Genomic DNA, 26,566 nt, shown 5'->3' with positions numbered 1-26,566 from the left:
GCCCCGGGGCTCAGCGTGCCCGCGAAGACCGACGAGACCGCTCATTGCTCCGCACATTCACGGCAGCAGCAAAAGCCGTATCAAAGATCAGCCCGTCATCGGTATTCACGTCATTCAAGGCCTGGGCATAGGCATGCCGTGTCCCGCGCGCCATATCCTTTGCCTGCACCGCCGCGACCGCAAGCACCGCGCACAAACCCACGACAGCCTGAGATGAATGACGCATCTCGAACGCTCCCATCACGCTTCCACGCTCGTCACACTTTCCGAGATTGACCGCGACCATTGGACCGTTCGGCTGCGACGGAAAGATGGCGCGGCAGGTTCAATTTCGAGACGCCAGCTCACGAAATCGTAATCAGCCAAAGAAAAAGCCGAAGCTGTCGCTTCGGCTTCCGGTCATTGTTGAGACTGGCAACATTAATGGGATTTGTTCATCGAATCCGACATCTTGCGAAGCACGTTGAGCGCGATGTTCAGCTCCTCGTCGCTTACGCCCTCGAGAAGGTCTTCGCGCACGTCTCCGGCAAGCTTCACGACCTGTTCGGCCAGAATCTTGCCTTCTGCCGTCATGACGACGCGCTTGGCGCGGCGGTCGCCCTGGACCGTCTGCCGTTCGATGAAGGATTGCCGCTCCAGACCATCGAGCAGGCGAACCATGGTCGCATTCTCGATTTCCAGCGCTTCCGCCAGTTCCTTCTGGTAAAGGCCTTCCTGTTCCATCAGCGCAAGCAGGGTGCGCGCACGGGCCAATGTCAGGCCCCGCTCCTTCACCCGTGCGTCGAAGACAGTGCGAAGCCTGCGATTAACCTTCGCCATGGCATCAATCATTTCAGCTCTGAGGTCCGCCGTATCCATGCCAATCGCCTTATATATTAGTAAACTAATGATTGCGAACTTGGATAGATCGCTGCCGAACCATTTTCAAGCGAACTTCCTGAACTCACGCAAGCGTGATGGGATTTAACGCCAATATGACAGTTCTGCGAACAAATTCACTGCCGTGCCAGTGATCTGAAAAAGAAAAAGCGGGCACAAGCCCGCTTTCACGAAAACGATAGAATTGCAGCCGATCAGGCCGGCATGATCGTTCCCTGCAGCGTCATCAGCTGGTGCAGGAAGATTTCCGCCTTGGTGCGATGCTCGTTTGTCGAGGCATCTTCCAGATGCTTGCGGGCTTCCTCGATGCGGCGCTGAATGTCTGCCGGATTGATATCGTCCACATGGGTGGCCGATTCAGCCAAAACGGTGCAGCTCTGCGGGGTGATATCAGCGAAACCGCCGAAGACCACGTAGGAGTCGGACTTGCCGTCGGCAAGCTTCACCGAAACGACACCCGGCATGATCGTCGTCATCAGCGGCGAATGACCGGCGAGAGCCGTCAGATAGCCTTCGCTACCCGGAATGACGACTTCCGTCACCTGCGCGGAAAGCAGGAGCCGTTCAGGCGACACGAGTTCGAATTGGAAAGCTTGAGCCATGGTTCTCACTTGAATTCAAAAGCACGGTTCCGAAAATTAAACCGGTTTTCGGAAAAGTCATGCTTAAACAAAATGATTGGCTTTCACGGCGGGCCTTGCGGCCCACCGGGAAATTCAATTCATCAAGCAGCTTCTGCTGCCAGCTTCTTGGCCTTCTCGAGAGCTTCCTCGATGCTGCCCACCATGTAGAAGGCAGCTTCCGGAAGATGATCGTAATCGCCAGCGCAAAGGCCCTTGAAGCCCTTGATGGTGTCGGCGAGATCGACCAGCTTGCCCGGCGAACCGGTGAAGACTTCGGCCACGAAGAACGGCTGCGACAGGAAGCGTTCGATCTTGCGGGCGCGGGCGACGGTGAGCTTGTCTTCTTCAGACAGTTCGTCCATGCCCAGGATCGCGATGATGTCCTGAAGGGCCTTGTAGCGCTGCAGGATCGACTGAACCTGACGGGCGACGGCGTAGTGTTCGTCACCAACGACCTTCGGGTCGAGCATGCGCGACGTGGAGTCGAGCGGGTCAACAGCCGGGTAGATACCCTTTTCAGCGATCGAGCGCGACAGAACGGTCGTTGCGTCCAGGTGGGCGAACGAGGTGGCTGGCGCCGGGTCGGTCAAGTCGTCGGCAGGGACGTAAATCGCCTGGACCGAGGTGATCGAACCCTTGGTTGTGGTGGTGATGCGTTCCTGCATGGCGCCCATGTCGGTTGCCAGCGTCGGCTGATAGCCCACAGCGGAAGGAATACGGCCGAGAAGAGCCGACACTTCCGAACCTGCCTGCGTGAAGCGGAAGATGTTGTCCACGAAGAACAGAACGTCCTGACCCTGGTCACGGAAGTTTTCAGCAACCGTCAGACCGGAAAGGGCAACACGAGCGCGGGCACCCGGGGGTTCGTTCATCTGACCGTAAACGAGGGCTGCCTTGGAGCCTTCGCCGCCGCCGAGCTTGTTAACGCCCGACTCGATCATTTCATGGTAAAGGTCGTTACCTTCACGGGTACGCTCACCGACGCCTGCGAACACGGAGTAACCGCCGTGCGCCTTGGCGACGTTGTTGATGAGTTCCATGATGAGAACGGTCTTGCCAACGCCTGCACCGCCGAAGAGGCCGATCTTGCCGCCCTTGGCGTAAGGAGCGAGAAGGTCAACGACCTTGATGCCCGTGACCAGAATTTCGGCTTCGGTCGACTGCTCGATATATTCCGGAGCGCTCTGGTGGATGGCGCGGGTTGCCGTGGTCTTGATCGGACCGGCTTCGTCAACCGGCTCACCGATGACGTTCATGATGCGGCCAAGCGTTTCGACGCCGACCGGAACCATGATCGGCTCGCCAGTGTCGCGTGCTTCCTGACCGCGAACCAGACCTTCAGTCGCATCCATGGCGATGGTGCGCACGGTGTCTTCGCCGAGGTGCTGGGCGACTTCGAGAACCAGGCGGTTGCCTTGGTTGTCGACTTCAAGCGCGTTCAGGATCAGCGGCAGCTGGCCTTCCGGGAACTTGACGTCGACGACAGCGCCGATGACCTGCGTAATGTGGCCGACTGTGCCAGTGGCTGCAGTCTTGGGAGCGGCAGACTTGGCTGCTGCGGTGGTCTTGGGCGCCGCTTTCTTGGCAGGCGCCTTCGCCGCTGGCTTTGCTTCGGCCGCGGCGGTAGTTTTCGGGGTCGCTGCTTTTGCCATCGATCCTTACCTTCCGTTAGCATGATCCCGAAAAGTTGCAGACTTTCCGGGAAATCATGCGGTAAACCAAACTCTAGAGCGCTTCCGCGCCCGAAATGATTTCGATCAGTTCCTTGGTGATCTGCGCCTGACGCTGGCGGTTGTACGTGATCGACAGCTTGTTGATCATGTCGCCCGCATTGCGCGTCGCATTGTCCATCGCGCTCATCTTCGCGCCCATCTCGCCCGCGACATTTTCCAGCAGAGCACGGAAAATCTGGACCGAGATATTGCGCGGGATCAGCGTCGACAGGATCGCCGCGGGATCAGGTTCGTATTCGTAGATCGCATCGCCTGCGGTCTCGCCGCCCGCACTGTCGCCAGCCGAAGCCGGGATCAGCTGCTGTGCGGTCGGAACCTGGGAGATCACCGACTTGAATTCGGAGTAGAACAGCGTGCAGACGTCGAAAGCGCCTTCCTCGAACAGCTTGATGATCTTGTGGCCGATCTGGTCGGCATGCACAAAAGCGAGCTGCTTGACTTCGCGCAGATCGACATGATCGACCAGCAGGCTGGCAAATTCGCGACGCAGAATATCCGCGCCCTTCTTGCCGACCGTGATGATCTTGACCGTCTTGCCTTCAGCGAGGAGCTTGCGGGCATGATCGCGCGCAAGACGCGCGATCTGGCTGTTGAAACCGCCGCAAAGGCCACGTTCTGCGGTGCAGACGACGAGCAGATGCACGTCGTCCTTGCCCGTACCGGCCATCAGGGCCGGCGCATCTTCGCCGGTGACGTTCTGCGCGATATTCGCGAGAACGGCGCCCATGCGCTGCGAGTAAGGCCTTGCGGCTTCCGCAGCTTCCTGGGCACGGCGCAGCTTCGCCGCGGCGACCATTTGCATCGCCTTGGTGATTTTCTGCGTCGCCTTGACCGAGGCGATACGGTTTCTCAGATCCTTTAGTGAAGGCATCCGTTCATCCCGTCACAAGTTTCAGGCAAAGGACTTGGCGAAAGCGTCGATCGCTGCCTTGAGCTTGGCCTTGAGGTCATCGGTAATGGCTTTCTCGTTGCGGATGCCATCGAGCACATCCTTGTGCTCGGTGCGCAGCGAAGCGAGAAGACCTTCTTCGAACTTGCCAACCTGGCTGACGGCAAGCTTGTCGAGATAGCCGTTAACACCGGCGAAAATCACAGCAACCTGCTCTTCCGTCTTCAGCGGCGAGAACTGCGGCTGCTTCAGGAGTTCGGTCAGGCGCGCACCGCGGTTCAGAAGGCGCTGCGTTGCAGCGTCAAGGTCGGAACCGAACTGTGCGAAGGCAGCCATTTCACGATACTGGGCGAGCTCGCCCTTGATCGAACCGGCAACCTGCTTCATGGCCTTGATCTGGGCCGAGGAACCAACACGCGAAACCGACAGACCGACGTTAACAGCCGGACGGATACCCTGATAGAACAGGTTGGTTTCGAGGAAGATCTGGCCGTCGGTGATCGAGATCACGTTGGTCGGAATGAAGGCGGAAACGTCATTGCCCTGCGTTTCGATGACCGGCAGAGCCGTCAGCGAGCCAGCGCCGTTTTCGTCGTTGAGCTTTGCAGCGCGTTCGAGAAGACGGGAGTGCAGGTAGAAAACGTCGCCCGGATAAGCTTCGCGGCCCGGAGGACGACGCAGCAGAAGCGACATCTGACGATAAGCAACGGCCTGCTTGGACAGATCGTCATAGCCGATGAGGGCGTGCTGGCCGTTGTCACGGAAATATTCGCCCATCGCGCAGCCCGCAAATGGTGCGAGATACTGCATCGGAGCCGGATCGGAAGCGGTAGCCGCGATAACGATCGAATATTCCAGAGCGCCGCGTTCTTCGAGAACCTTGACGAACTGGGCAACGGTCGAACGCTTCTGGCCGACGGCGACGTAGACGCAGTACAGCTTGTCCTTGTCCGGGCCGTTATCGTGAATCGGCTTCTGGTTCAGGAAGGTGTCGAGGATGATGGCGGTCTTGCCGGTCTGACGGTCACCGATGACCAGCTCGCGCTGCCGCGGCCAACCGGGATCAGGGCGTCGATGGCCTTGAGGCCGGTCGACATCGGCTCGTGAACCGACTTGCGCGGGATGATGCCAGGCGCCTTGACGTCGACCCGGCGGCGTTCCTTGGCCTTGATCGGGCCCTTGCCGTCGATCGGATTGCCGAGAGCATCGACAACGCGGCCGAGCAGTTCCGGACCGACCGGAACGTCCACGATTGCGCCGGTACGCTTGACGACGTCGCCTTCCTTGATGTCGCGGTCGGCACCGAAGATAACGACGCCGACATTGTCGCTTTCAAGGTTCAGCGCCATGCCGCGAATGCCACCGGGGAATTCGACCATTTCACCGGCCTGAACATTGTCCAGACCGTAGACGCGGGCGATACCGTCGCCAACGGACAGAACCTGACCGACCTCGGAGACCTCAGCCTCCTTGCCGAAGTTCTTGATTTGCTCTTTCAGGATAGCGGAAATTTCCGCGGCGCGGATGTCCATCAGCCGACCTCTTTCAGTGCAAGCTTGAGAGAAGAAAGTTTAGTGCGAAGGGACGTGTCGATCTGACGCGAACCCATCTTGACGATAAGACCGCCGAGGATCGACGGATCGACGGTGACATTGATCGTCACGTCCTTGCCGGCCACGCCCTTCAGCGTTGCCTTCAATTCGTTCTGCTGCGCCGCGCTCAATTCGTGCGCGGAGACGACATCGGCGGAGATTTCGCCACGATGCTCGGCAGCAATCTTGCGGAAAGCGGCGATGATGCCCGGCAGGGCGAAAAGACGGCGGTTCCGCGCGACGACGCGCAGGAAATTTCCGACCAGACCCTTGATGCCCGCCTTATCGGCGAGAGCGCCGATGGCGTGAAGCTGATCTTCCGAGGAAAATACCGGACTGGAGATCAGTCGCTTGAGGTCTTCGCTTCCGCTCAGAAGCGCCTCGAAACGGTCAAGATCTTTTTCCACAGCTGCAACGGATTTCGCGTCGAGCGCGAGCTCGAAAAGAGATCCGGCGTAACGCTGTGCGACACCTGAAATGAGCGAAGACGTTTCAGCCACGAACAACCTGCTCTCTACGTTGAAACCATCCTTTTGGGGTCCAATCTTGCTCAGGACGCCAAGCCGATGATTTTATTGAATGTTTCCGGAAAACCACTGACGCGCGAGCACATCAACACCGAAATGTGATTGCCGTCTAGCATAGACGAACAGGACTCGCAACACGCGAATCCGGCACTTTTGTGTAAGATTTGCCGCCTTTCGCGGTCAAAAAAGTCGCATCTGCTTGGGCGATGCACTCTTCCCTCACACAGCCTGCACGCCTGACGTGCAAAACCCGTCCGGTTCCGCTCAGGAAATGAAGCCGAATGCGTAGAGCAGCGGACCGGCGGCCAGCACGAATTCGACCAGTGCCGCCAGGCTGCCATAGAAGCGCCCGCCGGTCGGTCCGCCCCTGCGCCCGCCCGCATCGGACATCATCGAAATGAAGCGTCCGAACAGAGCGAATCCCCACACGGCGCCTAGAACGACCCAGAGAAAGGGCTGCGCGAAGATAAGGCATCCGAGCCCCACGCCAAGATAAGGACCGGCGAGCGTCGCGCGGATGGAACCGTAACCTTCGGGACGGCCGTTGATCGGCTGAAGCCGCAGCAGCTTCATGGTTATGCCGGGCGCAAAAAGCATGACAAGACCGGCCAGCGCCGTCAGGGCCGCAGAGCCCCAGGCGAGCCATTCTCCGGTCGTGGCAGGAAGATAGAATTCCATCGCATTTCCCCTTTCGGCACCCTCGTCGTTTCAGGCCATATAACGGAATTTGGCGTCACGTTCCATCCTGTGCAGGCTGTTCGGATTCTGGTTAGAGCATGTCCTGTTTTTCCTGAATCGTTGGAAATGCTCTATCTGTTTGTTTATCGCGCGTCTTATCCGAAAACCGGTCCCCACTTTTCCGGATGCGCTCTACAGGAAGCTTTGCGGATCGATATCCACCTGCACCCTGATCGAGCCTTTTTCCTTCGGCCCGTTGGCGAGCAAGGCACGGATAAATCCTTGAATATCCGCGCGTTTTGTCCCGTGCACCAGAATGCGGAAACGGTGCCTCCCGCGCACTAGCGCAAGCGGCGCTTCGGCAGGCCCCAGCACTGAAACCTCCGGGGAGGAAGGTGCGGCGCGACGCAGCGCCCGCGCATGGTTTTCAGCGTCGGGCCGGTTGTCGGCGGAAATGATCAGCGCCGCAAGCCGTCCGTAGGGCGGCAGCGCGCTGCGCTCTCGCTCCTCGATTTCGCGGGCGTAGAACGCCTCCGCGTCGCCGCTGACTATGGCCCGCATCACCGGGTGGTCAGGCTGATAGGTCTGGAGAAGGCCAAGGCTCTTGCGCCCGGTTCGCCCGGCGCGGCCCGTCACCTGATTGAGCAGCTGGAAGGTGCGCTCGGCGGCGCGCGGATCGCCATTGGCAAGCCCCAGATCGGCGTCCACCACCCCTACCAGCGTCATGTTGGGAAAATTGTGCCCCTTGGCGACAAGCTGGGTGCCGATCACGATATCCGCCTCGCCTTTTGCGATAGCATCGAGTTCCAGCCTGAGCCGCTTCACGCCCCCCGCCATATCAGACGAAAGAACGATGATTCGCGCCTTGTCGAAGGTGCCGGCCACTTCCTCGGCAATGCGTTCCACGCCGGGACCGCAGGCGACCAGATGATCCAGCGTACCGCATTCGGGACAGGCCTGCGGAACCGGCTCGTGATAGCCGCACTGGTGACACATGAGCTGCCCGCGAAAGCGGTGCTCCACCAGCCAGCTCGAGCATTGCGGGCACTGGAAGCGATGGCCGCAGACCCTGCACAGCGTCAGGGGCGCATAGCCGCGCCGGTTGAGGAACAAAAGCGCCTGTTCGCCGCGCTCCACCGTCTTGCCGACAGCTTCGGTCAGTGCGGGCGACAGAAACCGGCCCGGCGGCGGTGGAGAACGCCGCATGTCGATGGTCTTCAGGTCGGGAAGTGCAGCTTCCGCATAGCGTCCGTAGAGCTTGATTCGCTTGTAGCGGCCCTGCTCCGCATTGACCTGGCTTTCGATGGAGGGCGTGGCCGATGCCAGCACCACCGGAAAGCCGCTGATGTGGCCGCGCACCACCGCCATGTCGCGGGCATTGTAGAAAACCCGGTCCTCCTGCTTGTAGGCCGGGTCGTGTTCTTCATCGACGACGATCAGCCCCAGTTCCTTGAAGGGCAGGAAAAGCGCCGACCGTGCGCCCGCCACAACCCGCACGGTCCCTTCCGCGATCTGCCGCCAGACACGCTCGCGGGTGCGCGGCGCAAGGTCGGAATGCCATTCAGCGGGCTTTGCCCCGAACCGGTCATGGAAACGGTCGAGAAACTGCTGGGTCAGCGCGATTTCGGGCAGGAGAATCAGCACCTGCCTGCCCTGCTCGATCGCCTTGGCGACCGCTTCGAAATAAACTTCCGTTTTGCCCGAACCGGTCACGCCGTCGAGAAGCGAAACCGAGAAACCGCCAGCTTCAACCGCTTCCGACAGCATTTCAGCCGCCGCCTGCTGGTCTTCCGAAAGCGTGGCGCGCGCATAGTCGATATCCGGCCTTGCCACCACGGCTGGCGGCGGCAGCATGACTTCCTCGAAAACGCCTTGCGCCTTCAGCCCGTCCACGACCGTCATCGAGACGCCCGCCGCATGGGCAAGCCCGGATCTGGTCCAGGCAAGCCCGTCGCGGGCAAGTTCCATCACGCGCGACCGCGCTTCGGTCATACGCTCCGGCTCACCGCCGGAATAACGAAGGCCCGGCACCGATGGCTCGGGATCGAATGCGGCCGGCACGCGCAGGACCATGCGCGCCACCATGCCGGGCGGCGACAGCGTGTAGTCCGCTGCCCAGCGCATGAAGCGCAGCATGTCGGCGCCCACCGGCGGACAATCGAAGACCTCGGAAATTTCCCGCAATTTTCTGGCATCGACCGCATCGGTTTCACCCTCGCAGACGATCCCCGCCACCTCACGCGGTCCAAGCGGCACGCGCACGATCGATCCGGGCTGGACGTTCATACCCGCCGGAACCATATATGAGTAAGGCCGCTCCGCGGGCATGGGCACGAGCACGGGAACCACCCGTGGCGCGAGCTCCGGAAACAGACCAGAAATTGGGTTTGCAATATCGTGCGAATCTTTCGACATGATCGCGTGACCTTGGCGCGGCTTTGCGCTAAAGAAAAGCCACCTTCCAGGAATTAAATGGTTTTAAATTCCTCAAATCCACCCGCGCTCATTATGGAGGAACGCTGTTATGAAGTTTTTCGTGGACACTGCGGACGTCAAGGAAATCCGTGAGCTCAATGACCTTGGGCTGGTCGATGGCGTGACCACCAACCCGTCCCTCATCCTGAAGTCGGGTCGGGACATTATCGAAGTGACCAAGGAAATCTGCAACATCGTCAAGGGCCCGGTTTCCGCCGAGGTTGCCGCGACGGAATATGAGCAGATGATGAAGGAAGCAGCCGTCATCTCCAAGATCGCTGACAATATCTGCATCAAGCTGCCTGTAACGCTGGACGGACTGAAAGCCTGCAAGGCCCTGTCTTCCGAAGGTCACAAGGTCAACATGACGCTTTGCTTCTCGGCCAATCAGGCGCTTCTGGCGGCAAAGGCCGGCGCGACCTTCATTTCGCCGTTCATTGGCCGCCTCGACGATACCGGCATCAACGGCATGGAACTGATTGCCGAAATCCGCACGATTTATGACAATTACGATTTCCGCACCGAAATTCTTGCCGCTTCGGTTCGTACCGTCAATCACGTCAAGGAAGCAGCCCTCATCGGCGCCGATGTCGTGACCGCACCGCCGGCAACGCTCAAGGCACTGGTCAAGCATCCGCTGACCGACAAGGGCCTCGAAACCTTCCTCGCCGATTGGGCGAAAACCGGCCAGAAGATCGCCTGATCGGCGACCTTGCCAGACGTGTGAAAGGCGGGCCATCGGCCCGCTTTTTATTCCAGCACGGTTTCCCCGTCCTGCTTGCTCACCCGGATCGGCCACGCGCCGCATTGTTCTGCAATGGCGCTTGCAAGTGTGGCGGAATGCGTCACCACCCATATCTGGCTACGCTCCGATGCCTGGGCAATCATGCGGGCAAGCGAGGGAAGCATATCGGGATGCAGGCTCGCCTCCGGCTCGTTGAGCGCGATCAGCGGCGGCAGGCGATAGGAAAGCAGCGCACCGGCAAGCGCCAGCATGCGGATCTGCCCGTCGGACAATTCTCCGGCCCGGAACACGCGATGTGGAAAGGCCGGAAAATTCAGGCCGAACGTCGCCGTCTCGCCCGGAAAGGGAATATCCAGCGCCGCACCATCCAGCGCATCGGCCACCAGTCGGTCCAGATCGACCGTATCCTGCCGGATATGGGCAAGTGTCGCGAAGACCGAGGCAAGATTGCCGCCATCCTCGTCCAGCATAGCAGCGGTCGCGGCGATGGAGGGCTGACGCGCCGGTGCATCGCGGTCGCTTCGAAAGCCATGATAAAAGCGCCAGCTTCGCATCTGCGCGGCCAAATCGCCGATCTCGGGATAATGGCCGGATTGCCCAAGCACCGCCAGCCCGCTTTCAGAAGTCAGCAAGCGTGCGGGATGTTCCATGCGCCGCCCTTCCCCGTCCCGCGCGAAGACAACCGGTCCGCGCCGGTCCATCAGGTCGACAGGACGGCGCCCCGTATCAAGGCTGAGACTTTCTTCCTTGATCTGCGGCTCGAAGGGAAAGGCGCCCGAAACCGGCGGCGGCAGTCCCGCCTCGACGCTATAGGCAAGACGCGATGCCAGTCTTTCATCTTCGAAATGGGCTTCCAGAATGATGCGCGCCGGTTCGTGCTTGCGGCGGTTTCCGCCCCACATGGCCGATTGCATCCCGCCCTCACGCACGATTTCCGTTGAGAAATTGCCCTCGGCGGCCGCCTTCACCAGTTGCAGGGCGCGATAGAGATTGGATTTTCCGGCCCCGTTCTCACCCACAAAAACCGCTACCTGCCCGAGATCGACACGGACGGAACGCAGCGAGCGATAGCCTTTGGCGGAGAATGAAACGAGCCGCATAATTCTTCCCTGGAGCGTTCTCCGCGAGATAATTCACACTGGACAGCAATGCCCCTGAAAAAACAAAAGGCGGCACCGAGAGTACCGCCTTGTGTCGTGTCACGCCATCGCAACAATCAGAGCTTCGACAACTTCTGCGCAAGAGCGAGGAAGACCTGTTCGGCCAGTTCTTCCGCGGCGCGCTTGCGCGCGTCGCGTTCGGCGCGCAGGTTCGCAAATTCCTGGCGCGGACGGTCGAAGGAAGCGCCGACCGTGCGGGTGCCTGCGGCAAGCGGCTTGCCATCCTTGTCACGCAGCACGAAGTTCGACGTCGCCTTGACGATACCGGACGATGGACGGCCGGTACGGTCGGTCTGGTCGCCAATGTCCACACTCACCGCGGCAAGCGTGTAGCTGCTCAGGCCAAGGCCAAGCCGATAGGCCGGATTGGCCGGCTCACCCGCACCGCCGCCGAGCAGGAAGATGAGGCGATTGCGGACCTGCTGGCTGAAGACGTCGCCAGCCGGATCGATCGCCACCGAAGCAAGCTTGGTGCGCATGTCCGGCGTCACGCTGCCGCCTATGGTTCCACCGGCGCCAGCGCCGGAGGAATAAAGCGGCTGCACGGTGCATCCAGCCATGAGAACCGCGGCCCCGAGTGCGAAAATCGCAACGCGGAAAGCTTTGATTGCGGAGAAAAAGCGGTCAGGCAACGACATTGACGATCCTTTGCGGCACCACGATAACCTTCTTCGGCGAGCCCCCGTTGAGCGCAGCCTTGACGAAGTCAAGTTCGAGCACCGCCTGCTGGATGCTAGCTTGATCAGCGTCGCGTGCGATTGTCAAATCCCCACGCTTCTTGCCGTTGATCTGCACCGGCAGAACGATCTCGTTTTCCACCACCAATGCCGGATCGAACACCGGCCAGGCGCTGCGGGCGACCAGCGTTTCACGACCGGCAACCTTGCCGCCCAGCGCTGCAAGGCACTGTTCGGCCAGATGCGGCATCATCGGCGCCAGCATCAGGATGAGCTTTTCCGTGGCGTCGCGGACAGCGCCCTTCAACGCGTCATCCGCATTGCCCGAAGCAACCTGCTGCAACGGTCCCGCAACCGTGTTGACCAGTTCGTAAAGACGGGCAACGCCACGGTTGAAGGCCAGCTTCTCGATATCGTCGCCGACAGCCTTGACCGCCTTGTGCGCAGCCTTGGAAACGACAAGGGCTTCGCCCTCGGTACCGGACTTGGGCGCAACGTCCTTCAACTGTTCGGCAGCTTCCGAGATCAGACGCCAGACGCGCTGCACGAAGCGGTGAGCGCCTTCGGCCCCGGCCTCTGTCCAGATCACGTCACGCTCGGGCGGCGAATCAGACAGCATGAACCAGCGCGCCGTATCGGCGCCGTAGGAAGCGATGATGTCATCCGGATCGACGACATTCTTCTTCGACTTCGACATCTTCTCGATAGAGCCGATTTCCACCGGCTCGCCCGTGGAGAGCAGGCTCGCCACGCGCTTGCCGTCGGTTTCCACGATCCGGATATCGGCAGGCGTCACCCACTGGCCATTGGCCTTGTAGGTTTCATGCACGACCATGCCCTGCGTGAACAGGCCCTTGAACGGCTCGTCGATGCCGACATGACCGGCGACCTTCATCGCGCGGGTGAAGAAACGCGAATAGAGCAGATGCAGGATCGCGTGTTCGATGCCGCCGATATACTGGTCGACCGGCAGCCAGCGGTCGGCAACCGCGCGATCCGTCGGCTCGTTTTCCCATGGCGCGGTGAAGCGGGCATAGTACCAGGACGAATCGACGAACGTGTCCATCGTATCGGTCTCGCGGCGCGCATCGCCGCCGCATTTCGGGCACTTCACATGACGCCAGGTCGCATGACGGTCGAGCGGATTGCCCGGACGGTCGAACTCGACATCATCCGGCAACTTGACCGGCAGATCGGCGCGCGGCACCGGATTGACGCCGCAAGCCTCGCAATGGATCATCGGGATCGGGCAGCCCCAATAGCGCTGGCGGGAAATGCCCCAGTCGCGCAGGCGGAACTGCACCTTGCGGCTTGCCTGCGGACGATTGCCGAGCGTGGTGTTTTCGAGGCGGTTCGCCACTTCATTGAAGGCGGCTTCCGGCGAAAGCCCGTCGAGGAAGCGCGAATTGATCATCACGCCATCGTCGGTATAGGCCGTCTCGCCAATGCTGAAGCTTGCCGCATCCTCGCCCTTCGGCAGAACGACAGGCGTGACCTTCAATTCGTACTTGTTGGCGAAATCCAGGTCGCGCTGATCGTGTGCCGGACAGCCGAAAACGGCGCCCGTGCCATATTCCATCAGGACGAAATTGGCGACATAGACCGGCAGTTCCCAGTTCTCGTCGAACGGGTGCCTGACCTTCACGCCAGTATCAAAGCCCTTCTTCTCGGCCGTTTCGAGCGCCGCCAGCGATGTACCCTGGTGACGGCATTCATCGATGAAGCCGGTGAGCGGTGCATTGTTTTCGGCCAGCTTCTTCGCCAGAGGGTGATCGGCAGAAATCGCGACGAATGCCGCACCAAACAGCGTATCCGGGCGGGTCGTATAGACTTCGATTTCCGAGAAACCTTCCGGCGCGGTCTTGTCGTCCAGCGCAAAGCGGACCTGCAGGCCTTCCGACTTGCCGATCCAGTTGCGCTGCATGAGGCGGACCTTTTCCGGCCACTGGTCGAGCGTATCGAGACCGGCCAGCAATTCCTCGCTGAAATCGGTGATCTTGAAGAACCATTGCGTCAGTTCGCGCTGTTCGACCAGCGCGCCCGAACGCCAGCCGCGACCGTCCACCACCTGCTCATTGGCAAGCACGGTGTTGTCGACCGGGTCCCAGTTGACCTTGGAAGTCTTGCGCGTCACCAGGCCCTTTTCAAAAAGGTCGATGAACAGCATCTGCTGGCGATGATAATATTCCACGTCGCAGGTCGCGAATTCACGCGCCCAGTCGAGCGAAAGCCCCATCGATTTCAGCTGGCTGCGCATGGTGGCGATGTTCTGGTAGGTCCATTCCTTGGGATGAACCTTGTTCTGCATCGCGGCATTTTCCGCAGGCATGCCGAATGCATCCCATCCCATCGGATGGAGCACGTTGAAACCCTTGGCGCGCTTGTAACGGGCGACAACATCACCCATCGCATAGTTGCGCACATGGCCCATATGGATGCGCCCCGACGGATAGGGGAACATCTCGAGCACATAATATTTCTCGCGGCTGTCGCTATTGTCGGTTTCGAAAGTCCGGTCTTCTTCCCAGACTTTCTGCCAATGAGCTTCCGCCACGCGCGGATTATAACGTTCGGCTGCCATGACCGTATTTACTCGCACGAAGGTGATGCAATAAGGAGAGTCGATATTTAATGGCGACCTTCACCACGTATTGGCGAAAGCGTCAACCTTTTGCGGATGAAAAGCCTGAAAGCGAGAGTTTCATGTCGGATATCGTAGCGAACCTGAACGCGGTCAAGGCCGCAATCGCCAGTGCCGAAAAGGAAGCACGGCGCGAAAAAGGCTCTGTGACACTCGTCGCGGTATCGAAAACCTTCGACGCCGACGAGATCCGCCCGGCGCTCGACGCGGGCCAGCGCGTCTTCGGTGAAAACCGCGTGCAGGAAGCGCAAGGCAAATGGCCGCAGCTGCGCGGGGATTATTCCGGCATCGAACTGCATCTCATCGGCCCTCTGCAATCCAACAAGGCCGCCGATGCCGTCGCTCTCTTCGACGTCATCGAAACCGTCGACCGTGAAAAGATCGCCGCCGCCCTGGCCGCCGAGATCAAGAAGCAGAACAAGACGCCGAAGCTCTACGTGCAGGTGAATACCGGGCTGGAAGAACAAAAGGCCGGGATTGCCCCGAAGGAAGCGGTCGCCTTCGTCGAACGCTGCCGCAAGGAACATGGCCTCGCAATCGAAGGACTGATGTGCATCCCGCCTGCGGATGAAAATCCCGGCCCGCATTTCGCGCTTCTGGAAAAGCTTGCCCGTGAGGCTGGCGTTGAAAAACTCTCCATGGGCATGTCGGGCGATTATGAAACCGCCATCGGCTTCGGCGCGACATCGGTGCGTGTCGGCTCGGCAATCTTCGGTGGGCGGAGCTATGCCAACCCCGCCTGAATTGTGACCCTACTTGTTTGTTTTGTCGCATTATCCTGCGCAAAACCGCTTCACACTTTTGCTGGAATGCACCTAATGCAGGACGATCTCGCCCTGCACATTCCTCCAGTCCGAGGGGCCAAGCAGCCGGAAATGCGTGTAGCTGACCGAATGCAACGGCCCGTCGATTTCCCGATTCCAGAATTCGATGAAATGATTGAGCACCGGAAAATCCGGCGCGAGGTCATAATCCTGCCAGACGAAAAGCTGCAGCAGATGCGGATGATCGGGCAGGTGATAGAAGACTTTCGCCGTCGTCAGGCCGTAGCCGGCGAGCTGGAGTTCAAAGGCTGATTTCGCGTTCAAAGCGGACGTCGTCATGGCGATTTCCCCTTTTTGTGAAGAGCCATATTGCATGGCTCCTGATTAGAAGATAATCACTCCAAATGGTTTTTAAACTGTAAAAACAATATATTAGCAACAGTCGGGGGCGAGTGCTGCCAGTTGTCGTTTCTGACGATGCGTCATTGTGGATCATGGACGCGCCGATTGTCTAATTTACCTTGCCCGCAATGGAAGGTAGACAGGGCACCCGATGGTCTCGCCATTCACGGTAGGCCGTCTCATCCGGCGGGAGGTGCCGGGCAGTTTTGGGTGCATTATGCGTGCGGGACATGTCTGTCCGGTTCGCACAATGCTGAAGGAGGACATCATGTCGGAAAAGCTTTACCCGGTTCTTGCCGAGGCAAAGAGAAACACGCTCATCGACAACGCAACCTATCTCGACTGGTATCAGGAAAGCGTGAGCGACCCGGACGGCTTCTGGGCAAAGCACGGACGGCGCATCGACTGGTTCAAGCCCTTCACCAAGGTCAAGAACACCGATTTCAACGGCGACGTGTCCATCAAATGGTATGAGGACGGCGTCACCAATGTTTCCTACAACTGCATCGATCGCCACCTGAAGAGCCGTGGCGACGAGGTCGCCATAATCTGGGAAGGCGACAATCCCTATATCGACAAGAAGATCACCTATCGCGAACTCTATGAAAACGTCTGCCGTCTGGCGAATGTGCTGAAGAAGCACGGCGTGAAAAAGGGCGACCGCGTCACGATCTACCTGCCGATGATCCCGGAAGCCGCCTATGCGATGCTGGCCTGCGCGCGCATCGGCGCGGTGCACTCGGTCGTCTTCGCCGGCTTCTCGCCGGAAGCGCTGGCCGGCCGTATCGTCGACTGCGAATCCACCTTCGTGATTACCGCCGATGAGGGCGTGCGCGGCGGCAAGCCGGTTCCGCTGAAGGAAAACACCGATACCGCCATCGACATTGCCGCCAAGCAGTATGTGATGGTCAACAAGGTTCTCACCGTGCGCCGTACCGGCGGCAAGGTGAGCTGGGGCCCGGGCCGCGATCTCTGGTATCATCAGGAAGTCGCAAGCGTCGAACCGACCTGCGATCCGGAACCGATGAACGCGGAAGACCCGCTCTTCATCCTCTACACCTCCGGTTCCACCGGCAAGCCAAAGGGCGTGCTGCACACCACCGGGGGCTATCTCGTCTATGCATCGATGACGCATCAATATGTCTTCGACTATCACGACGGCGATATCTACTGGTGCACGGCGGATGTGGGTTGGGTGACGGGCCACTCCTATATCGTCTATGGCCCGCTTGCCAATGGCGCGACGACGCTGATGTTCGAGGGCGTGCCCAACTTCCCCGATCAGGGACGTTTCTGGGAAGTCGTCGACAAGCACCATGTCAACATCTTCTACACGGCGCCGACCGCCATCCGCGCGCTGATGGGCGCGGGCGATGAGTTCGTCACTCGCTCGTCGCGCTCATCACTGCGCCTGCTCGGTTCGGTCGGCGAGCCGATCAATCCGGAAGCCTGGGAATGGTATTACAACGTGGTTGGCGACCAGCGGTCCCCGATTGTCGATACATGGTGGCAGACGGAAACCGGCGGCGTCCTCATCACCCCGCTGCCCGGTGCCACGGACCTGAAGCCGGGTTCTGCGACGCGGCCGTTCTTCGGCATCAAGCCGGAACTGGTGGACAATGAGGGCGCTGTTGTCGAGGGCGCCGCAGACGGCAATCTGTGCATCATCGACTCCTGGCCGGGCCAGATGCGCACGCTTTACGGCGACCACAAGCGCTTCGTCGAAGCCTACTTCTCGACCTATAAGGGCAAGTACTTCACCGGTGACGGCTGCCGCCGCGATGAGGACGGTTACTACTGGATCACGGGCCGCGTCGACGACGTTCTCAACATTTCCGGCCACCGCCTCGGCACGGCGGAAATCGAATCGGCGCTTGTCTCGCATCACTCGGTTTCGGAAGCCGCTGTCGTTGGCTATCCGCATCCGATCAAGGGACAGGGCATCTATTGCTACGTCACGCTGATGACTGGCGAAGCAGTTCAGGATGAGGACGCCCTGCGCAAGGAACTGACCCTGCACGTGCGCAAGGAAATCGGTCCCATCGCCACGCCGGACAAGATCCAGTTCTCGCCGGGCCTGCCGAAAACCCGCTCGGGCAAGATCATGCGCCGCATCCTGCGCAAGATCGCCGAAGACGAGTTTGGTGCACTGGGCGATACCTCGACGCTAGCCGATCCGGGCGTCGTGGACGACCTGATCGAAAATCGGCAGAACAAGAAGTAACAGAAAGCCCCGGGAAACCGGGGCTTTTTAGCAACTATGCCTGAGAGGGCAAGCAAAATTTGGTGAGATTTTCGTTCCTGCATGCCGAAAATCGTGGTCTGCGAGAACCGGAGCGGAGTGTACTTTAAGGTACATGAGCACCGGAAGCGCAGAAGAACGCGATTTGCAGGCCGCAGGAGCGGCAATATCCTAAATTTTCAGAAGTCGATCGACCTACCCTTGATCTCCCAGTCACCATAACGGGCGGGATCCTTGCCGCCGCGACCGCCGATTTCGCGAGGTGCCTGGGCTTCCTTTTCGGCGGCACGGCGCGCCTCGGCTTCCTTCAGTGCGCGCTGGGCAGCGGGCGGAAGATCGTCAAACGGGCGCTTGTCCACGTTTTCCGGGCTTTCGGTTGCTTCAGTTTTCTCGCTCATCGGTCACATTCCTGTTGGCTGCGTCAGCTCCCATTATTGAAGCGAAGCCTGTTCATACCCATCATATAGGCAGAAAGGCACGCGCTGCAAAACCCTTGCGGGCCATGCAGCTTCAGATTTTGGAGACCGCCACGGATGAATATGACGAAAACTGCCATGCTGATCGCCCTCATGACGGTCATGTTCATGAGCATCGGCTATTTGTTAGGCGGCGGGGGCGGCATGATGATCGCGCTTGTGATCGCCGTCGCCATGAACCTGTTCGGTTACTGGAACTCCGACAAGATGGTACTGCGCATGTACAATGCGCAGCAAGTGGATGAGCGCAGCGCACCGGACTATTACCGCATGGTGAGCGGCCTTGCCGCCAATGCGGGCCTTCCCATGCCGAAGGTCTACATCATCCATGAGGACCAGCCGAACGCTTTCGCCACGGGCCGCAATCCCGAAAATGCCGCCGTTGCCGCCACGACCGGCCTTCTCAACCGGCTTTCGCCCGAAGAAGTGGCGGGCGTGATGGCGCATGAGCTGGCCCACGTCCAGAACCGCGACACGCTGACCATGACCATCGTGGCAACGCTTGCCGGCGCCATATCCATGCTCGGCAATTTTGCCTTCTTCCTTGGCGGCAACCGTGAGAACGGCAACGGCATCATGGGTGTGGTCGGCACCATTCTCGCCATGATCGTCGCACCCTTCGCCGCAATGATCGTGCAGATGGCCGTCAGCCGCACCCGCGAATATGCCGCCGACAAGCGCGGCGCGGAAATCTGCGGAAATCCGCTTTGGCTGTCTTCGGCACTGGGCAAGATCGCGCGGGGCGCAAAAGCCATCCCGAACGAGGAAGCCGAACACAACCCGGCAACCGCGCATATGTTCATCATCAACCCGTTGAGCGGACGCGGTGCCGACAATCTTTTCTCGACCCACCCGGATACTGATAACCGCATTGCAGCGCTTGAGCAGATGGCCGCCGAAATGGGCATCCGCTCCGCCGGAATGGCTCCTCGTGCCGCGGCCCCTTCCCAAAGCAGTGGTCCATGGGGTAATGCAGGCGGGGATAACGGTGACGATCCCGGTTACCGGGGATATCGTGGACCGTGGTCCTGAAAATCATATGATAAAAGTAGAACAGTGTGAACGATAAAAAGCCTGCGCCGAAGCGCGGAAACAAAAAGCCGCTAACCAACAACAGCGCCGCAGACCTGCGCCCCGGTCTGGCGGCGCGTTTGTGTGCGGCCCGCCTTCTCGGCGCGGTGATCGAAAAGAACACCTCGCTCGACGGCCTGACCGACAATATTCACGGTCATCCGCAATATCTGGCGCTGGAGCCGCGCGACCGCGCACTGGTTCGCGCCATTCTTGGTTCTGCGCTGCGCAATCGCGGCAGCATCGAACGCGCCATCAACAAGCGGCTCGACCGGCCATTGCCGGAAAATGCGGTGGCGCTGAAACATCTTCTGCATGTCGCCATCGCCCAGATTTTCTATCTCGACCTCCCCGACCATTCGGCGGTTGATCTGGCCGTGGAGGCGGCGAACAGCGACCCGCGCAACCGCAAATATGCCGGTCTGGTCAATGCGCTGCTGCGCAGGCTGTCGCGCAACAAGGAACGCGCGCTCGCCCACACGCTTGAGCCTGAAACGAACGTGCCGGAATGGTTTGCAAAGAGCATCACCGAAGCCTATGGCGCGGAAAAGGCAGCAGCCATTCTGGCCATGCACGCCTATGAGCCGCCAATCGATTTCACGGTCAAGGGCGACGCGGAAGCGTGGGCCGAAAAGCTGGGTGGCGTGGCGCTTCCCAACGGCTCGGTGCGCCTGCAGACGGTCGAAGGCAATCTCACCGATCTGCCCGGATTTGCGGAAGGCGACTGGTGGGTGCAGGATGTGGCGGCAAGCCTGCCTGCGCGCCTGATGGGTGACATCAAGGGCAAACGGGTTGCCGACCTGTGCGCGGCCCCCGGCGGCAAGACGGCGCAGCTTTTGCTCCAGGGTGCGGATGTGACCGCGCTCGACCTTTCCGAAAACCGGCTGAAGCGCCTGCGCGGCAATCTGGAACGGCTCGGTTTCGAGGCGAAGACCGTCGCTACCAATCTTATGGATTTCCAGCCGGACGAACTGTTCGATGCCGTGCTTCTGGATGCGCCCTGCTCGTCCACCGGCACGGTGCGCCGTCATCCGGACGTGCCATGGACCAAGACGCCGCAGGATATCGCCAAGCTTGCCGAACTTCAGGGCAAGCTTCTGGCGCATGCGGCCACCCTGGTCAAACCCGGCGGTGTAATCGTCTTTTCCAACTGTTCCCTGCACCCGCTCGAAGGCGAGGAAATGGCGCGCAAGGCGGCGGAAAATCCGCTGCTGGAGCCTTTCCCCATCACGGAGCAGGATTGTTCCGGTCTGGAGGGGCTGGTAACGGCGGAAGGCTTTTTGCGGTCCACGCCGGCAGACCTGCCGCCGGAGCGTTTTGACGGCAATCCGCAGATGGCCGGCATGGACGGTTTCTTCGCCGCCCGCTTCAAGCGTCAGGCCTGAGACCGGATATAAGCAGACAAGTCGGATAATTTGCCATAACGGGCCGGGATGCCCGTTATGGTTAACGCTCGATTCACCATTTCTGTACAATTGTATCAAGGGAAACCGGCCTTTCGATCTGGCCGCAGCAGAATGACAAACAATACGGAGAAAGACCGGGTGGCAGTCGCCCTCAGCGAAACCCCACATCTTTGGGGACTGGCCGTTGCACAGGCGTGGCGCAAGTTCAGCCGCCGTCTGCGCATGGGGCCGCTTTATCGCTGGCGCTTCACCGGCTTTACCCCGGACCGTATCCTGATCGCCCCGCCCGATCTGCGCGTCGCCGACCCGCAGCTGGCGCAGGAGTTTTACCACGGCCGCTTTGCGCTTGCCGGTCGACTGGTCGAGACCGGCGGGTTGTCGCCTTTCGCCGTCGAGCCGCCGACGCCGGAGTGGGAAGCGGCACTTCAGAGTTTCGGCTGGCTGCGCCATCTGAAAAGCGCCAACAGCGAACTGGCAACCGCCAATGCGCGCGCGCTCGTCGATGACTGGATGCGCATGTTCGGCAAGCGCATCGGCGGTCTTGCCTGGTCGCCGGAAGTCACCGCGCAGCGCATCATCGCCTGGCTGCAGCATTCCAATCTCATTCTGTCGGGCGCGGAACTTCCCGCCTATCGCAAGTTCATGCGCTCGCTCGCCATGCAGGTGCGTTATCTGCGCACCGTCGCTGCCGCCATGGATGATGGCGAGGAGCGCTTGCGCGCCCGCATCGCATTGGCTTTCGCCGCTCTGGCGCTGCCGGTTTCGCCGCCGACGGCACGTGCCGCGCGACGCAATCTGGAATATGAGCTGAAGCGCCAGATTCTCCCCGATGGCGGGCATATTTCGCGCAATCCCGTTACGGTTCTGGAGCTGCTGGCCGATCTTCTGCCGCTGCGCCAGACCTATGCCAATGGCACGGAATCCCCGCCCAAGGCGCTGATCGAAGCCGTCGAGCGCATGTTGCCGGCCCTGCGTTTCTTCCGTCATCAGGATGGCAGCCTTGCGCTTTTCAACGGCGTCGGCCCCACCATGCCGGAACGCATCATTTCGGTTCTGCGGCACGATGAGACCGCCGGATCACCGCTGACCCATGCGCCCTATTCGGGCTATGAACGGCTTTCGATGGGTTCGACCACCATCATCGCCGATACGGGACTGCCGCCGCCCGTCACCGCATCGCGGGACGCCCATGCCGGCTGTCTCGCCTTTGAAATGTCCTCCGGACGCCAGCGGTATATCGTCAATTCCGGCGTCGACCGTTTCGGCCCGCCGGAATTTCGTCCATTGGGCCGTTCGACGGCTGCGCATTCCACCGCCACCATCAATGACACGTCCTCGTGCCGTTTCAGCCTGAATGCGGGCCTCTCCAACATGATCGGCACGCCGATTATTGCAGGCCCGACGCGCGTACAGCGCGACCGGATCGAGGAGATGGGGCGGCAGGGGTTTGTCGCCAGCCATGACGGCTATGCGCGCCTGTTCGGCATCTATCACGAACGCCGTCTCGTGCTGTCGCATAATGGCAGCGTGATTCAGGGCGCCGACCGCTTCTATCGCGGCGACGGTCGTCCGCTGAAATCAAACGGACGCGACAATATTGCCGTCCGTTTCCACCTGCATCCCTCGGTCGATATTTCCTTCGATGAGAACGGATTGATCGTCCTTTCGGCTGACCGCGACGACACCTGGGTCTTTTCCTGCTTCGAGGTTGCGCCGCAGCTGGAAGATTCGATCTTCTTTGCGGGCTTCCGCGGTCCTGTGACATCGAAGCAGATCGTGCTCTCCTTCCCGGCTTCCGAGTTGCCGGAAGTGAACTGGCAGTTCAGCCGCGTCGCACTCGGCAGTTACGTGTAATTCGCTCTCCCGCTCCTCCCCTTCGAGACGGCGGGGCACGCCTCCTCAGGATGAGGGTGGAGCGTAATTAATCAGCCTCGACGACCGGCACGCTGCGTTTGCGAGTCGACAGCGACATATCCATTCTGGAACGCTCTTCAAGCACCACCGCCCTCACCCTGAGGAGGCGTCCTGAGCTTGTCGAAGGGCGCCGTCTCGAAGGGTCGAGGATCAATGGGATCGAATGCGGGCAAGAAATACCTCTTCGCCGTTCATTTGCGGCCTTTTGCGGTAGGATTCTCGGCGCGCCTGTGTTAGGGCGAGCCGTCCACTTTCCTGAACGCATCCGTTTCAGCAACGAAGAGACCAACTCCCTATGGCTGTCAGCTCCAAGCATATTCCCGCTCCCGATCTTCATCGGGTGCGCCGCGCCCTCCTTTCCGTTTCCGACAAGACCGGCCTGATCGATTTCGCCAAGGCGCTTCACGCGCAGGGCGTCGAAATCCTTTCGACCGGCGGCACCGCCAAATCGATTGCCGCCGAGGGCATTCCGGTGAAGGACGTGTCCGAAGTGACCGGCTTCCCGGAAATCATGGACGGGCGCGTCAAGACGCTGCATCCGGCAGTCCATGGCGGCCTGCTCGCCGTGCGCAATGATCCGGAACACGTCGCGGCCATGGAAGCACACGGCATTGGCGGCATCGATCTCGCCGTCATCAATCTCTATCCGTTCGAGGAAGTCCGCTTCAAGGGCGGCGACCACGACACGACCGTCGAGAATATCGACATTGGTGGCCCGGCCATGATCCGCGCTTCCGCCAAGAACCATGCCTACGTCGCAACGGTCGTCGACCCCGCCGACTATGCCGACGTGGTGGCCGAACTGGAAAAGCACGCAGGCTCGCTGCCGCTCGCCTTCCGCAAGAAGCTTGCCGCCAAGGCCTTTTCGCGCACCGCTGCCTATGATGCGGCCATTTCCAACTGGTTTGCCGAAGCGATCGAGGAAGAAACCCCGGTCTATCGTTCGGTCGCAGGCAAGCTGCATTCCGTCATGCGTTACGGTGAAAACCCGCACCAGACGGCCGGTTTCTATCTCACCGGCGAAAAGCGCCCCGGCGTCGCCACCGCGACCCAGGTTCAGGGCAAGCAGCTTTCCTACAACAACATCAACGACACCGATGCGGCTTTCGAGCTGGTGGCCGAATTCGATCCGGCCCGCACCGCAGCCGTCGCCATCATCAAGCACGCCAATCCTTGCGGCGTGGCGGAAGCTTCCACCATCAGGGAAGCCTATCTCAAGGCGCTCGCCTGCGATCCGGTTTCGGCCTTTGGCGGCATCGTCGCGCTCAACAAGACGCTCGATGAGGAAGCAGCCGAAGAGATCGTGAAGATCTTCACCGAAGTCATTATCGCGCCGGATGCCACCGAAGGCGCCCAGGCCATCGTGGCGGCCAAGAAGAACCTGCGCCTGCTCGTGACCGGCGGTCTGCCGGACCCGCGCGCCAAGGGCATTGCCGCCAAGACCGTTGCCGGTGGCTTGCTGGTCCAGTCGCGCGACAACGGCGTGGTGGATGATCTCGATCTCAAGGTCGTCACCAAGCGTGCGCCGACCGAAGCCGAACTCAACGATCTGAAATTCGCCTTCCGCGTCGGCAAGCACGTGAAGTCGAACGCCATCGTCTATGTGAAGGACGGCGCGACGGTCGGCATCGGCGCAGGCCAGATGAGCCGCGTGGATTCGGCCCGCATCGCAGCCCGCAAGGCGGAAGATGCAGCAGAAGCTGCCGGTCTTGCAGAGCCGCTCACCAAGGGCTGCGTGGTCGCTTCCGATGCGTTCTTCCCGTTTGCAGACGGTCTTCTGTCAGCCGTTCAGGCCGGCGCAACCGCCGTCATCCAGCCTGGCGGCTCCATGCGCGACGACGAGGTGATCGCCGCTGCCGACGAACATGGCATCGCCATGGTCATGACCGGAATGCGCCATTTCCGGCATTAATGCATGTCTCCCAAAAGTGGGAACCGGTTTTGGGAGAAAGACATGCATGGAAACTAAAGCTTAAAGCGTGTCATACGAGTACGATAAAATGCGACACGCTGTTAAAGCTTATACGCATTATAAAACAGGCATTTATCGAGGCCCCGAAACCAACCGTTCCGGGGCCTCGTTTTCATTGAGTTTCATATTGTTTCGTTTAAATTCGTTTTCAGAATAGGCCGGATCAACGGAGGAGCCCGCCCCATGACGCAGTTTATCGGTTCCATCGACCAGGGAACCACGAGTTCGCGTTTCATCATTTTCGACCGGCAGGGCGATATCGTCGCCAGCGACCAGCGCGAACACGAGCAGATTTATCCGAAGGCGGGCTGGGTCGAACACAATCCAACGGAAATCTGGCGCAATACGCAGCACGTCATTGCCGCAGCGCTGAAGAAGGCAAACCTGAAGGCGTCCGACATAGCTTCCGTCGGCATTACCAACCAGCGCGAAACCACCCTGCTCTGGGACCAGAAGACCGGCGCACCGCTCCATAATGCGGTCGTCTGGATGGATACGCGCACGGACGAGCTGGTCGCCCGTTACACGAAAGACGGCGGCGCGGACCGCCTGCGCGAAAAGACGGGCCTGCCCATCTCGACCTATTTCTCCGGCCTCAAGCTGCGCTGGATACTTGATCACGTTCCCGGTGCCCGTGAAAAGGCCGAAGCTGGCGACGCGCTTTTCGGCACCATCGACACATGGCTTGTCTGGAACCTCACCGGCGGCACCGATGGCGGCATTCACATCACCGATGTGACCAACGCCTCCCGCACCCAGCTGATGGATCTTTCGACGCTGAAATGGGACGCGGATATTCTCCGCCTATTCGAAATTCCTGCTTCCTGCCTGCCAGAAATCCGCTCCTCGAGCGAGGTCTATGGCGAGATCGCCCTGCCCTCGCTTTCCGGCGTCAAGCTGGCGGGCATTCTGGGTGACCAGCAGGCAGCGCTCTTCGGTCAGGCCTGTCTGGAACCGGGCGAGGCCAAGAACACCTATGGCACCGGATGCTTCATGCTGATGAACACCGGCGAGAAACTGGTGCCCTCCAATTTTGGACTGCTGACCACGGTTGCCTACAAGCTGGACGGCGCGAAGCCGGTCTACGCGCTGGAAGGGTCAATCGCGATCACCGGTGCTCTGGTGCAATGGCTGCGCGACAATCTCGGCATCATCAGGCACAGCAGCGACATTGAAACGCTGGCCCGCACCGTAGAAGACAATGGCGACGTCTATTTCGTCCCGGCCTTCTCCGGCCTCTATGCGCCGCACTGGCAGGATTCCGCGCGCGGCATCATCGCTGGCCTCACCCGCTTCGCCAACAAGGGGCACATCGCACGCGCGGCGCTGGAGGCGAGCGCCTATCAGGTGCGCGAAGTGCTGGATGCGATGGTGAAGGATTCCGGCGTCGAGATCACGGAGCTGCGCGCCGATGGCGGCATGACCGTCAACGAGCTGCTCATGCAGTTCCAGTCCGACATTCTGGACGTGCCGGTCGTGCGCCCGAAAATCATTGAGACGACGGCGCTGGGCGCTGCCTATGCGGCGGGACTTGCCGTCGGCTACTGGAAATCGACGCGGGACATCGTGGAAAACTGGCAGGTGGGCCAGCGCTGGCACCCGCGAATGCCGGTTGAGGAAAGCACGCGCCTGTTCCGCTCGTGGGAAAAGGCCGTGCAGCGTTCCATGGGCTGGATCGAATAGAGCCGTCTCGAAAAGAC

General features: G+C 60.3%; 21 protein-coding genes and 1 pseudogene. 8 read left to right on the top strand and 14 right to left on the bottom strand.

Features of this window, described 5'->3' with window-relative positions:
- Window positions 1-10: 10 nt before the first annotated feature.
- The 9 genes and pseudogenes from ACS5UA_RS15280 to ACS5UA_RS15240 form a co-directional block, all read right to left on the bottom strand.
- On the bottom strand, window positions 11-226 hold the full coding sequence (locus ACS5UA_RS15280; RefSeq protein WP_253177178.1) for a hypothetical protein: 216 nt from the start codon (window positions 224-226) through the stop codon (window positions 11-13).
- 194 nt (window positions 227-420) lie between these two features.
- Window positions 421-858 (bottom strand): MarR family winged helix-turn-helix transcriptional regulator, encoded by a 438-nt coding sequence (locus ACS5UA_RS15275; RefSeq protein WP_006467807.1) that lies wholly within the window; start codon window positions 856-858, stop codon window positions 421-423.
- Window positions 859-1,073: 215 nt separating this feature from the next.
- Complete coding sequence (locus ACS5UA_RS15270) at window positions 1,074-1,481, bottom strand: F0F1 ATP synthase subunit epsilon (RefSeq protein WP_006471254.1); 408 nt, start codon at window positions 1,479-1,481, stop codon at window positions 1,074-1,076.
- 122 nt (window positions 1,482-1,603) lie between these two features.
- On the bottom strand, window positions 1,604-3,154 hold the full coding sequence (atpD, locus tag ACS5UA_RS15265; RefSeq protein WP_006467809.1) for a F0F1 ATP synthase subunit beta: 1,551 nt from the start codon (window positions 3,152-3,154) through the stop codon (window positions 1,604-1,606).
- Window positions 3,155-3,227: 73 nt separating this feature from the next.
- A complete protein-coding gene (locus ACS5UA_RS15260) occupies window positions 3,228-4,106 on the bottom strand; it encodes a F0F1 ATP synthase subunit gamma (RefSeq protein WP_006467810.1) in 879 nt (292 codons plus the stop codon).
- 21 nt (window positions 4,107-4,127) lie between these two features.
- Window positions 4,128-5,656: pseudogene (atpA, locus tag ACS5UA_RS15255) on the bottom strand (F0F1 ATP synthase subunit alpha).
- Complete coding sequence (locus ACS5UA_RS15250) at window positions 5,656-6,216, bottom strand: F0F1 ATP synthase subunit delta (protein ID WP_031347290.1); 561 nt, start codon at window positions 6,214-6,216, stop codon at window positions 5,656-5,658. The pseudogene atpA and the gene ACS5UA_RS15250 overlap by 1 nt, the downstream one beginning before the upstream one ends.
- A gap of 291 nt (window positions 6,217-6,507) precedes the next feature.
- Window positions 6,508-6,921 carry an AGROH133_08824 family phage infection protein gene (locus ACS5UA_RS15245; protein ID WP_006467814.1) on the bottom strand — a complete coding sequence of 138 codons (414 nt, stop codon included), beginning with the start codon at window positions 6,919-6,921 and terminating at the stop codon, window positions 6,508-6,510.
- 192 nt (window positions 6,922-7,113) lie between these two features.
- Entirely contained in the window at window positions 7,114-9,336 is a 2,223-nt protein-coding gene (locus ACS5UA_RS15240; RefSeq protein ID WP_253177177.1) for a primosomal protein N', read from the bottom strand.
- A 109-nt stretch (window positions 9,337-9,445) separates the two neighbouring features.
- Here ACS5UA_RS15240 and fsa point away from each other — a divergent pair, with 109 nt between their 5' ends.
- Window positions 9,446-10,099, top strand: a complete 654-nt coding sequence (gene fsa, locus ACS5UA_RS15235; RefSeq protein ID WP_006467816.1) for a fructose-6-phosphate aldolase — start codon at window positions 9,446-9,448, stop codon at window positions 10,097-10,099.
- Between the two features lie 47 nt (window positions 10,100-10,146).
- Here fsa and ACS5UA_RS15230 read toward each other — a convergent pair whose 3' ends face one another.
- The 3 genes from ACS5UA_RS15230 to leuS all read right to left on the bottom strand — a co-directional run bounded on the left by ACS5UA_RS15230 (window position 10,147) and on the right by leuS (window position 14,559).
- Window positions 10,147-11,241 (bottom strand): AAA family ATPase, encoded by a 1,095-nt coding sequence (locus tag ACS5UA_RS15230; protein ID WP_273772233.1) that lies wholly within the window; start codon window positions 11,239-11,241, stop codon window positions 10,147-10,149.
- A 116-nt stretch (window positions 11,242-11,357) separates the two neighbouring features.
- Complete coding sequence (gene lptE / locus ACS5UA_RS15225) at window positions 11,358-11,939, bottom strand: LPS assembly lipoprotein LptE (RefSeq protein WP_253177175.1); 582 nt, start codon at window positions 11,937-11,939, stop codon at window positions 11,358-11,360.
- Complete coding sequence (gene leuS, locus ACS5UA_RS15220; protein WP_443101492.1) at window positions 11,926-14,559, bottom strand: leucine--tRNA ligase; 2,634 nt, start codon at window positions 14,557-14,559, stop codon at window positions 11,926-11,928. Before leuS ends, lptE begins: the two co-directional genes overlap by 14 nt.
- A 122-nt stretch (window positions 14,560-14,681) precedes the next feature.
- Here leuS and ACS5UA_RS15215 point away from each other — a divergent pair, with 122 nt between their 5' ends.
- A complete protein-coding gene (locus tag ACS5UA_RS15215; protein ID WP_025090891.1) occupies window positions 14,682-15,362 on the top strand; it encodes a YggS family pyridoxal phosphate-dependent enzyme in 681 nt (226 codons plus the stop codon).
- Between the two features lie 72 nt (window positions 15,363-15,434).
- Here ACS5UA_RS15215 and ACS5UA_RS15210 read toward each other — a convergent pair whose 3' ends face one another.
- Window positions 15,435-15,722, bottom strand: coding sequence for an usg protein (locus ACS5UA_RS15210; protein ID WP_006471250.1), 288 nt, complete (start codon window positions 15,720-15,722; stop codon window positions 15,435-15,437).
- Window positions 15,723-16,053: 331 nt separating this feature from the next.
- Between ACS5UA_RS15210 and acs the strand changes: the two genes are divergently transcribed.
- The gene (gene acs / locus ACS5UA_RS15205) at window positions 16,054-18,009 is read left to right on the top strand and encodes an acetate--CoA ligase (protein WP_265975280.1); all 1,956 of its coding nucleotides are present in this window, start codon (window positions 16,054-16,056) and stop codon (window positions 18,007-18,009) included.
- 197 nt (window positions 18,010-18,206) lie between these two features.
- On the opposite strand, the gene ACS5UA_RS15200 is transcribed toward acs, so the two are convergent.
- The gene (locus tag ACS5UA_RS15200) at window positions 18,207-18,425 is read right to left on the bottom strand and encodes a DUF1674 domain-containing protein (protein ID WP_113463351.1); all 219 of its coding nucleotides are present in this window, start codon (window positions 18,423-18,425) and stop codon (window positions 18,207-18,209) included.
- Between the two features lie 135 nt (window positions 18,426-18,560).
- On the opposite strand from ACS5UA_RS15200, the gene htpX reads away from it, so the two are divergent.
- The 5 genes from htpX (at window position 18,561) to glpK (ending at window position 26,549) form a co-directional block, all read left to right on the top strand.
- A complete protein-coding gene (gene htpX / locus ACS5UA_RS15195) occupies window positions 18,561-19,535 on the top strand; it encodes a zinc metalloprotease HtpX (protein ID WP_253177172.1) in 975 nt (324 codons plus the stop codon).
- A 26-nt stretch (window positions 19,536-19,561) separates the two neighbouring features.
- Window positions 19,562-20,959: an RsmB/NOP family class I SAM-dependent RNA methyltransferase gene (locus ACS5UA_RS15190; protein ID WP_253177171.1), complete on the top strand. Its 1,398-nt coding sequence runs from the start codon at window positions 19,562-19,564 to the stop codon at window positions 20,957-20,959.
- A 132-nt stretch (window positions 20,960-21,091) separates the two neighbouring features.
- Window positions 21,092-22,834: a heparinase II/III family protein gene (locus tag ACS5UA_RS15185; protein WP_021588077.1), complete on the top strand. Its 1,743-nt coding sequence runs from the start codon at window positions 21,092-21,094 to the stop codon at window positions 22,832-22,834.
- Window positions 22,835-23,189: 355 nt separating this feature from the next.
- The gene (gene purH / locus ACS5UA_RS15180) at window positions 23,190-24,806 is read left to right on the top strand and encodes a bifunctional phosphoribosylaminoimidazolecarboxamide formyltransferase/IMP cyclohydrolase (RefSeq protein WP_253177170.1); all 1,617 of its coding nucleotides are present in this window, start codon (window positions 23,190-23,192) and stop codon (window positions 24,804-24,806) included.
- Window positions 24,807-25,049: 243 nt separating this feature from the next.
- Complete coding sequence (gene glpK, locus ACS5UA_RS15175) at window positions 25,050-26,549, top strand: glycerol kinase GlpK (protein WP_253177169.1); 1,500 nt, start codon at window positions 25,050-25,052, stop codon at window positions 26,547-26,549.
- Window positions 26,550-26,566 lie beyond the last annotated feature (17 nt).

The organism is Brucella sp. RRSP16 (assembly GCF_052246815.1).
In the GTDB taxonomy this organism is placed as follows: Bacteria; Pseudomonadota; Alphaproteobacteria; order Rhizobiales; family Rhizobiaceae; genus Brucella; species Brucella intermedia.
This window is presented reverse-complemented; position numbering and strand designations above follow the sequence as displayed.

Coding starts and splice junctions, on each gene's coding strand:
- ACS5UA_RS15280 (WP_253177178.1), bottom strand. CDS start 226: ATGCGTCATTCATCTCAGGCTGTCGTGGGTTTGTGCGCGGTGCTTGCG.
- ACS5UA_RS15275 (WP_006467807.1), bottom strand. CDS start 858: ATGGATACGGCGGACCTCAGAGCTGAAATGATTGATGCCATGGCGAAG.
- ACS5UA_RS15270 (WP_006471254.1), bottom strand. CDS start 1,481: ATGGCTCAAGCTTTCCAATTCGAACTCGTGTCGCCTGAACGGCTCCTG.
- atpD (WP_006467809.1), bottom strand. CDS start 3,154: ATGGCAAAAGCAGCGACCCCGAAAACTACCGCCGCGGCCGAAGCAAAG.
- ACS5UA_RS15260 (WP_006467810.1), bottom strand. CDS start 4,106: ATGCCTTCACTAAAGGATCTGAGAAACCGTATCGCCTCGGTCAAGGCG.
- ACS5UA_RS15245 (WP_006467814.1), bottom strand. CDS start 6,921: ATGGAATTCTATCTTCCTGCCACGACCGGAGAATGGCTCGCCTGGGGC.
- ACS5UA_RS15240 (WP_253177177.1), bottom strand. CDS start 9,336: ATGTCGAAAGATTCGCACGATATTGCAAACCCAATTTCTGGTCTGTTT.
- fsa (WP_006467816.1), top strand. CDS start 9,446: ATGAAGTTTTTCGTGGACACTGCGGACGTCAAGGAAATCCGTGAGCTC.
- ACS5UA_RS15230 (WP_273772233.1), bottom strand. CDS start 11,241: ATGCGGCTCGTTTCATTCTCCGCCAAAGGCTATCGCTCGCTGCGTTCC.
- lptE (WP_253177175.1), bottom strand. CDS start 11,939: ATGTCGTTGCCTGACCGCTTTTTCTCCGCAATCAAAGCTTTCCGCGTT.
- leuS (WP_443101492.1), bottom strand. CDS start 14,559: ATGGCAGCCGAACGTTATAATCCGCGCGTGGCGGAAGCTCATTGGCAG.
- ACS5UA_RS15215 (WP_025090891.1), top strand. CDS start 14,682: ATGTCGGATATCGTAGCGAACCTGAACGCGGTCAAGGCCGCAATCGCC.
- ACS5UA_RS15210 (WP_006471250.1), bottom strand. CDS start 15,722: ATGACGACGTCCGCTTTGAACGCGAAATCAGCCTTTGAACTCCAGCTC.
- acs (WP_265975280.1), top strand. CDS start 16,054: ATGTCGGAAAAGCTTTACCCGGTTCTTGCCGAGGCAAAGAGAAACACG.
- ACS5UA_RS15200 (WP_113463351.1), bottom strand. CDS start 18,425: ATGAGCGAGAAAACTGAAGCAACCGAAAGCCCGGAAAACGTGGACAAG.
- htpX (WP_253177172.1), top strand. CDS start 18,561: ATGAATATGACGAAAACTGCCATGCTGATCGCCCTCATGACGGTCATG.
- ACS5UA_RS15185 (WP_021588077.1), top strand. CDS start 21,092: ATGACAAACAATACGGAGAAAGACCGGGTGGCAGTCGCCCTCAGCGAA.
- purH (WP_253177170.1), top strand. CDS start 23,190: ATGGCTGTCAGCTCCAAGCATATTCCCGCTCCCGATCTTCATCGGGTG.
- glpK (WP_253177169.1), top strand. CDS start 25,050: ATGACGCAGTTTATCGGTTCCATCGACCAGGGAACCACGAGTTCGCGT.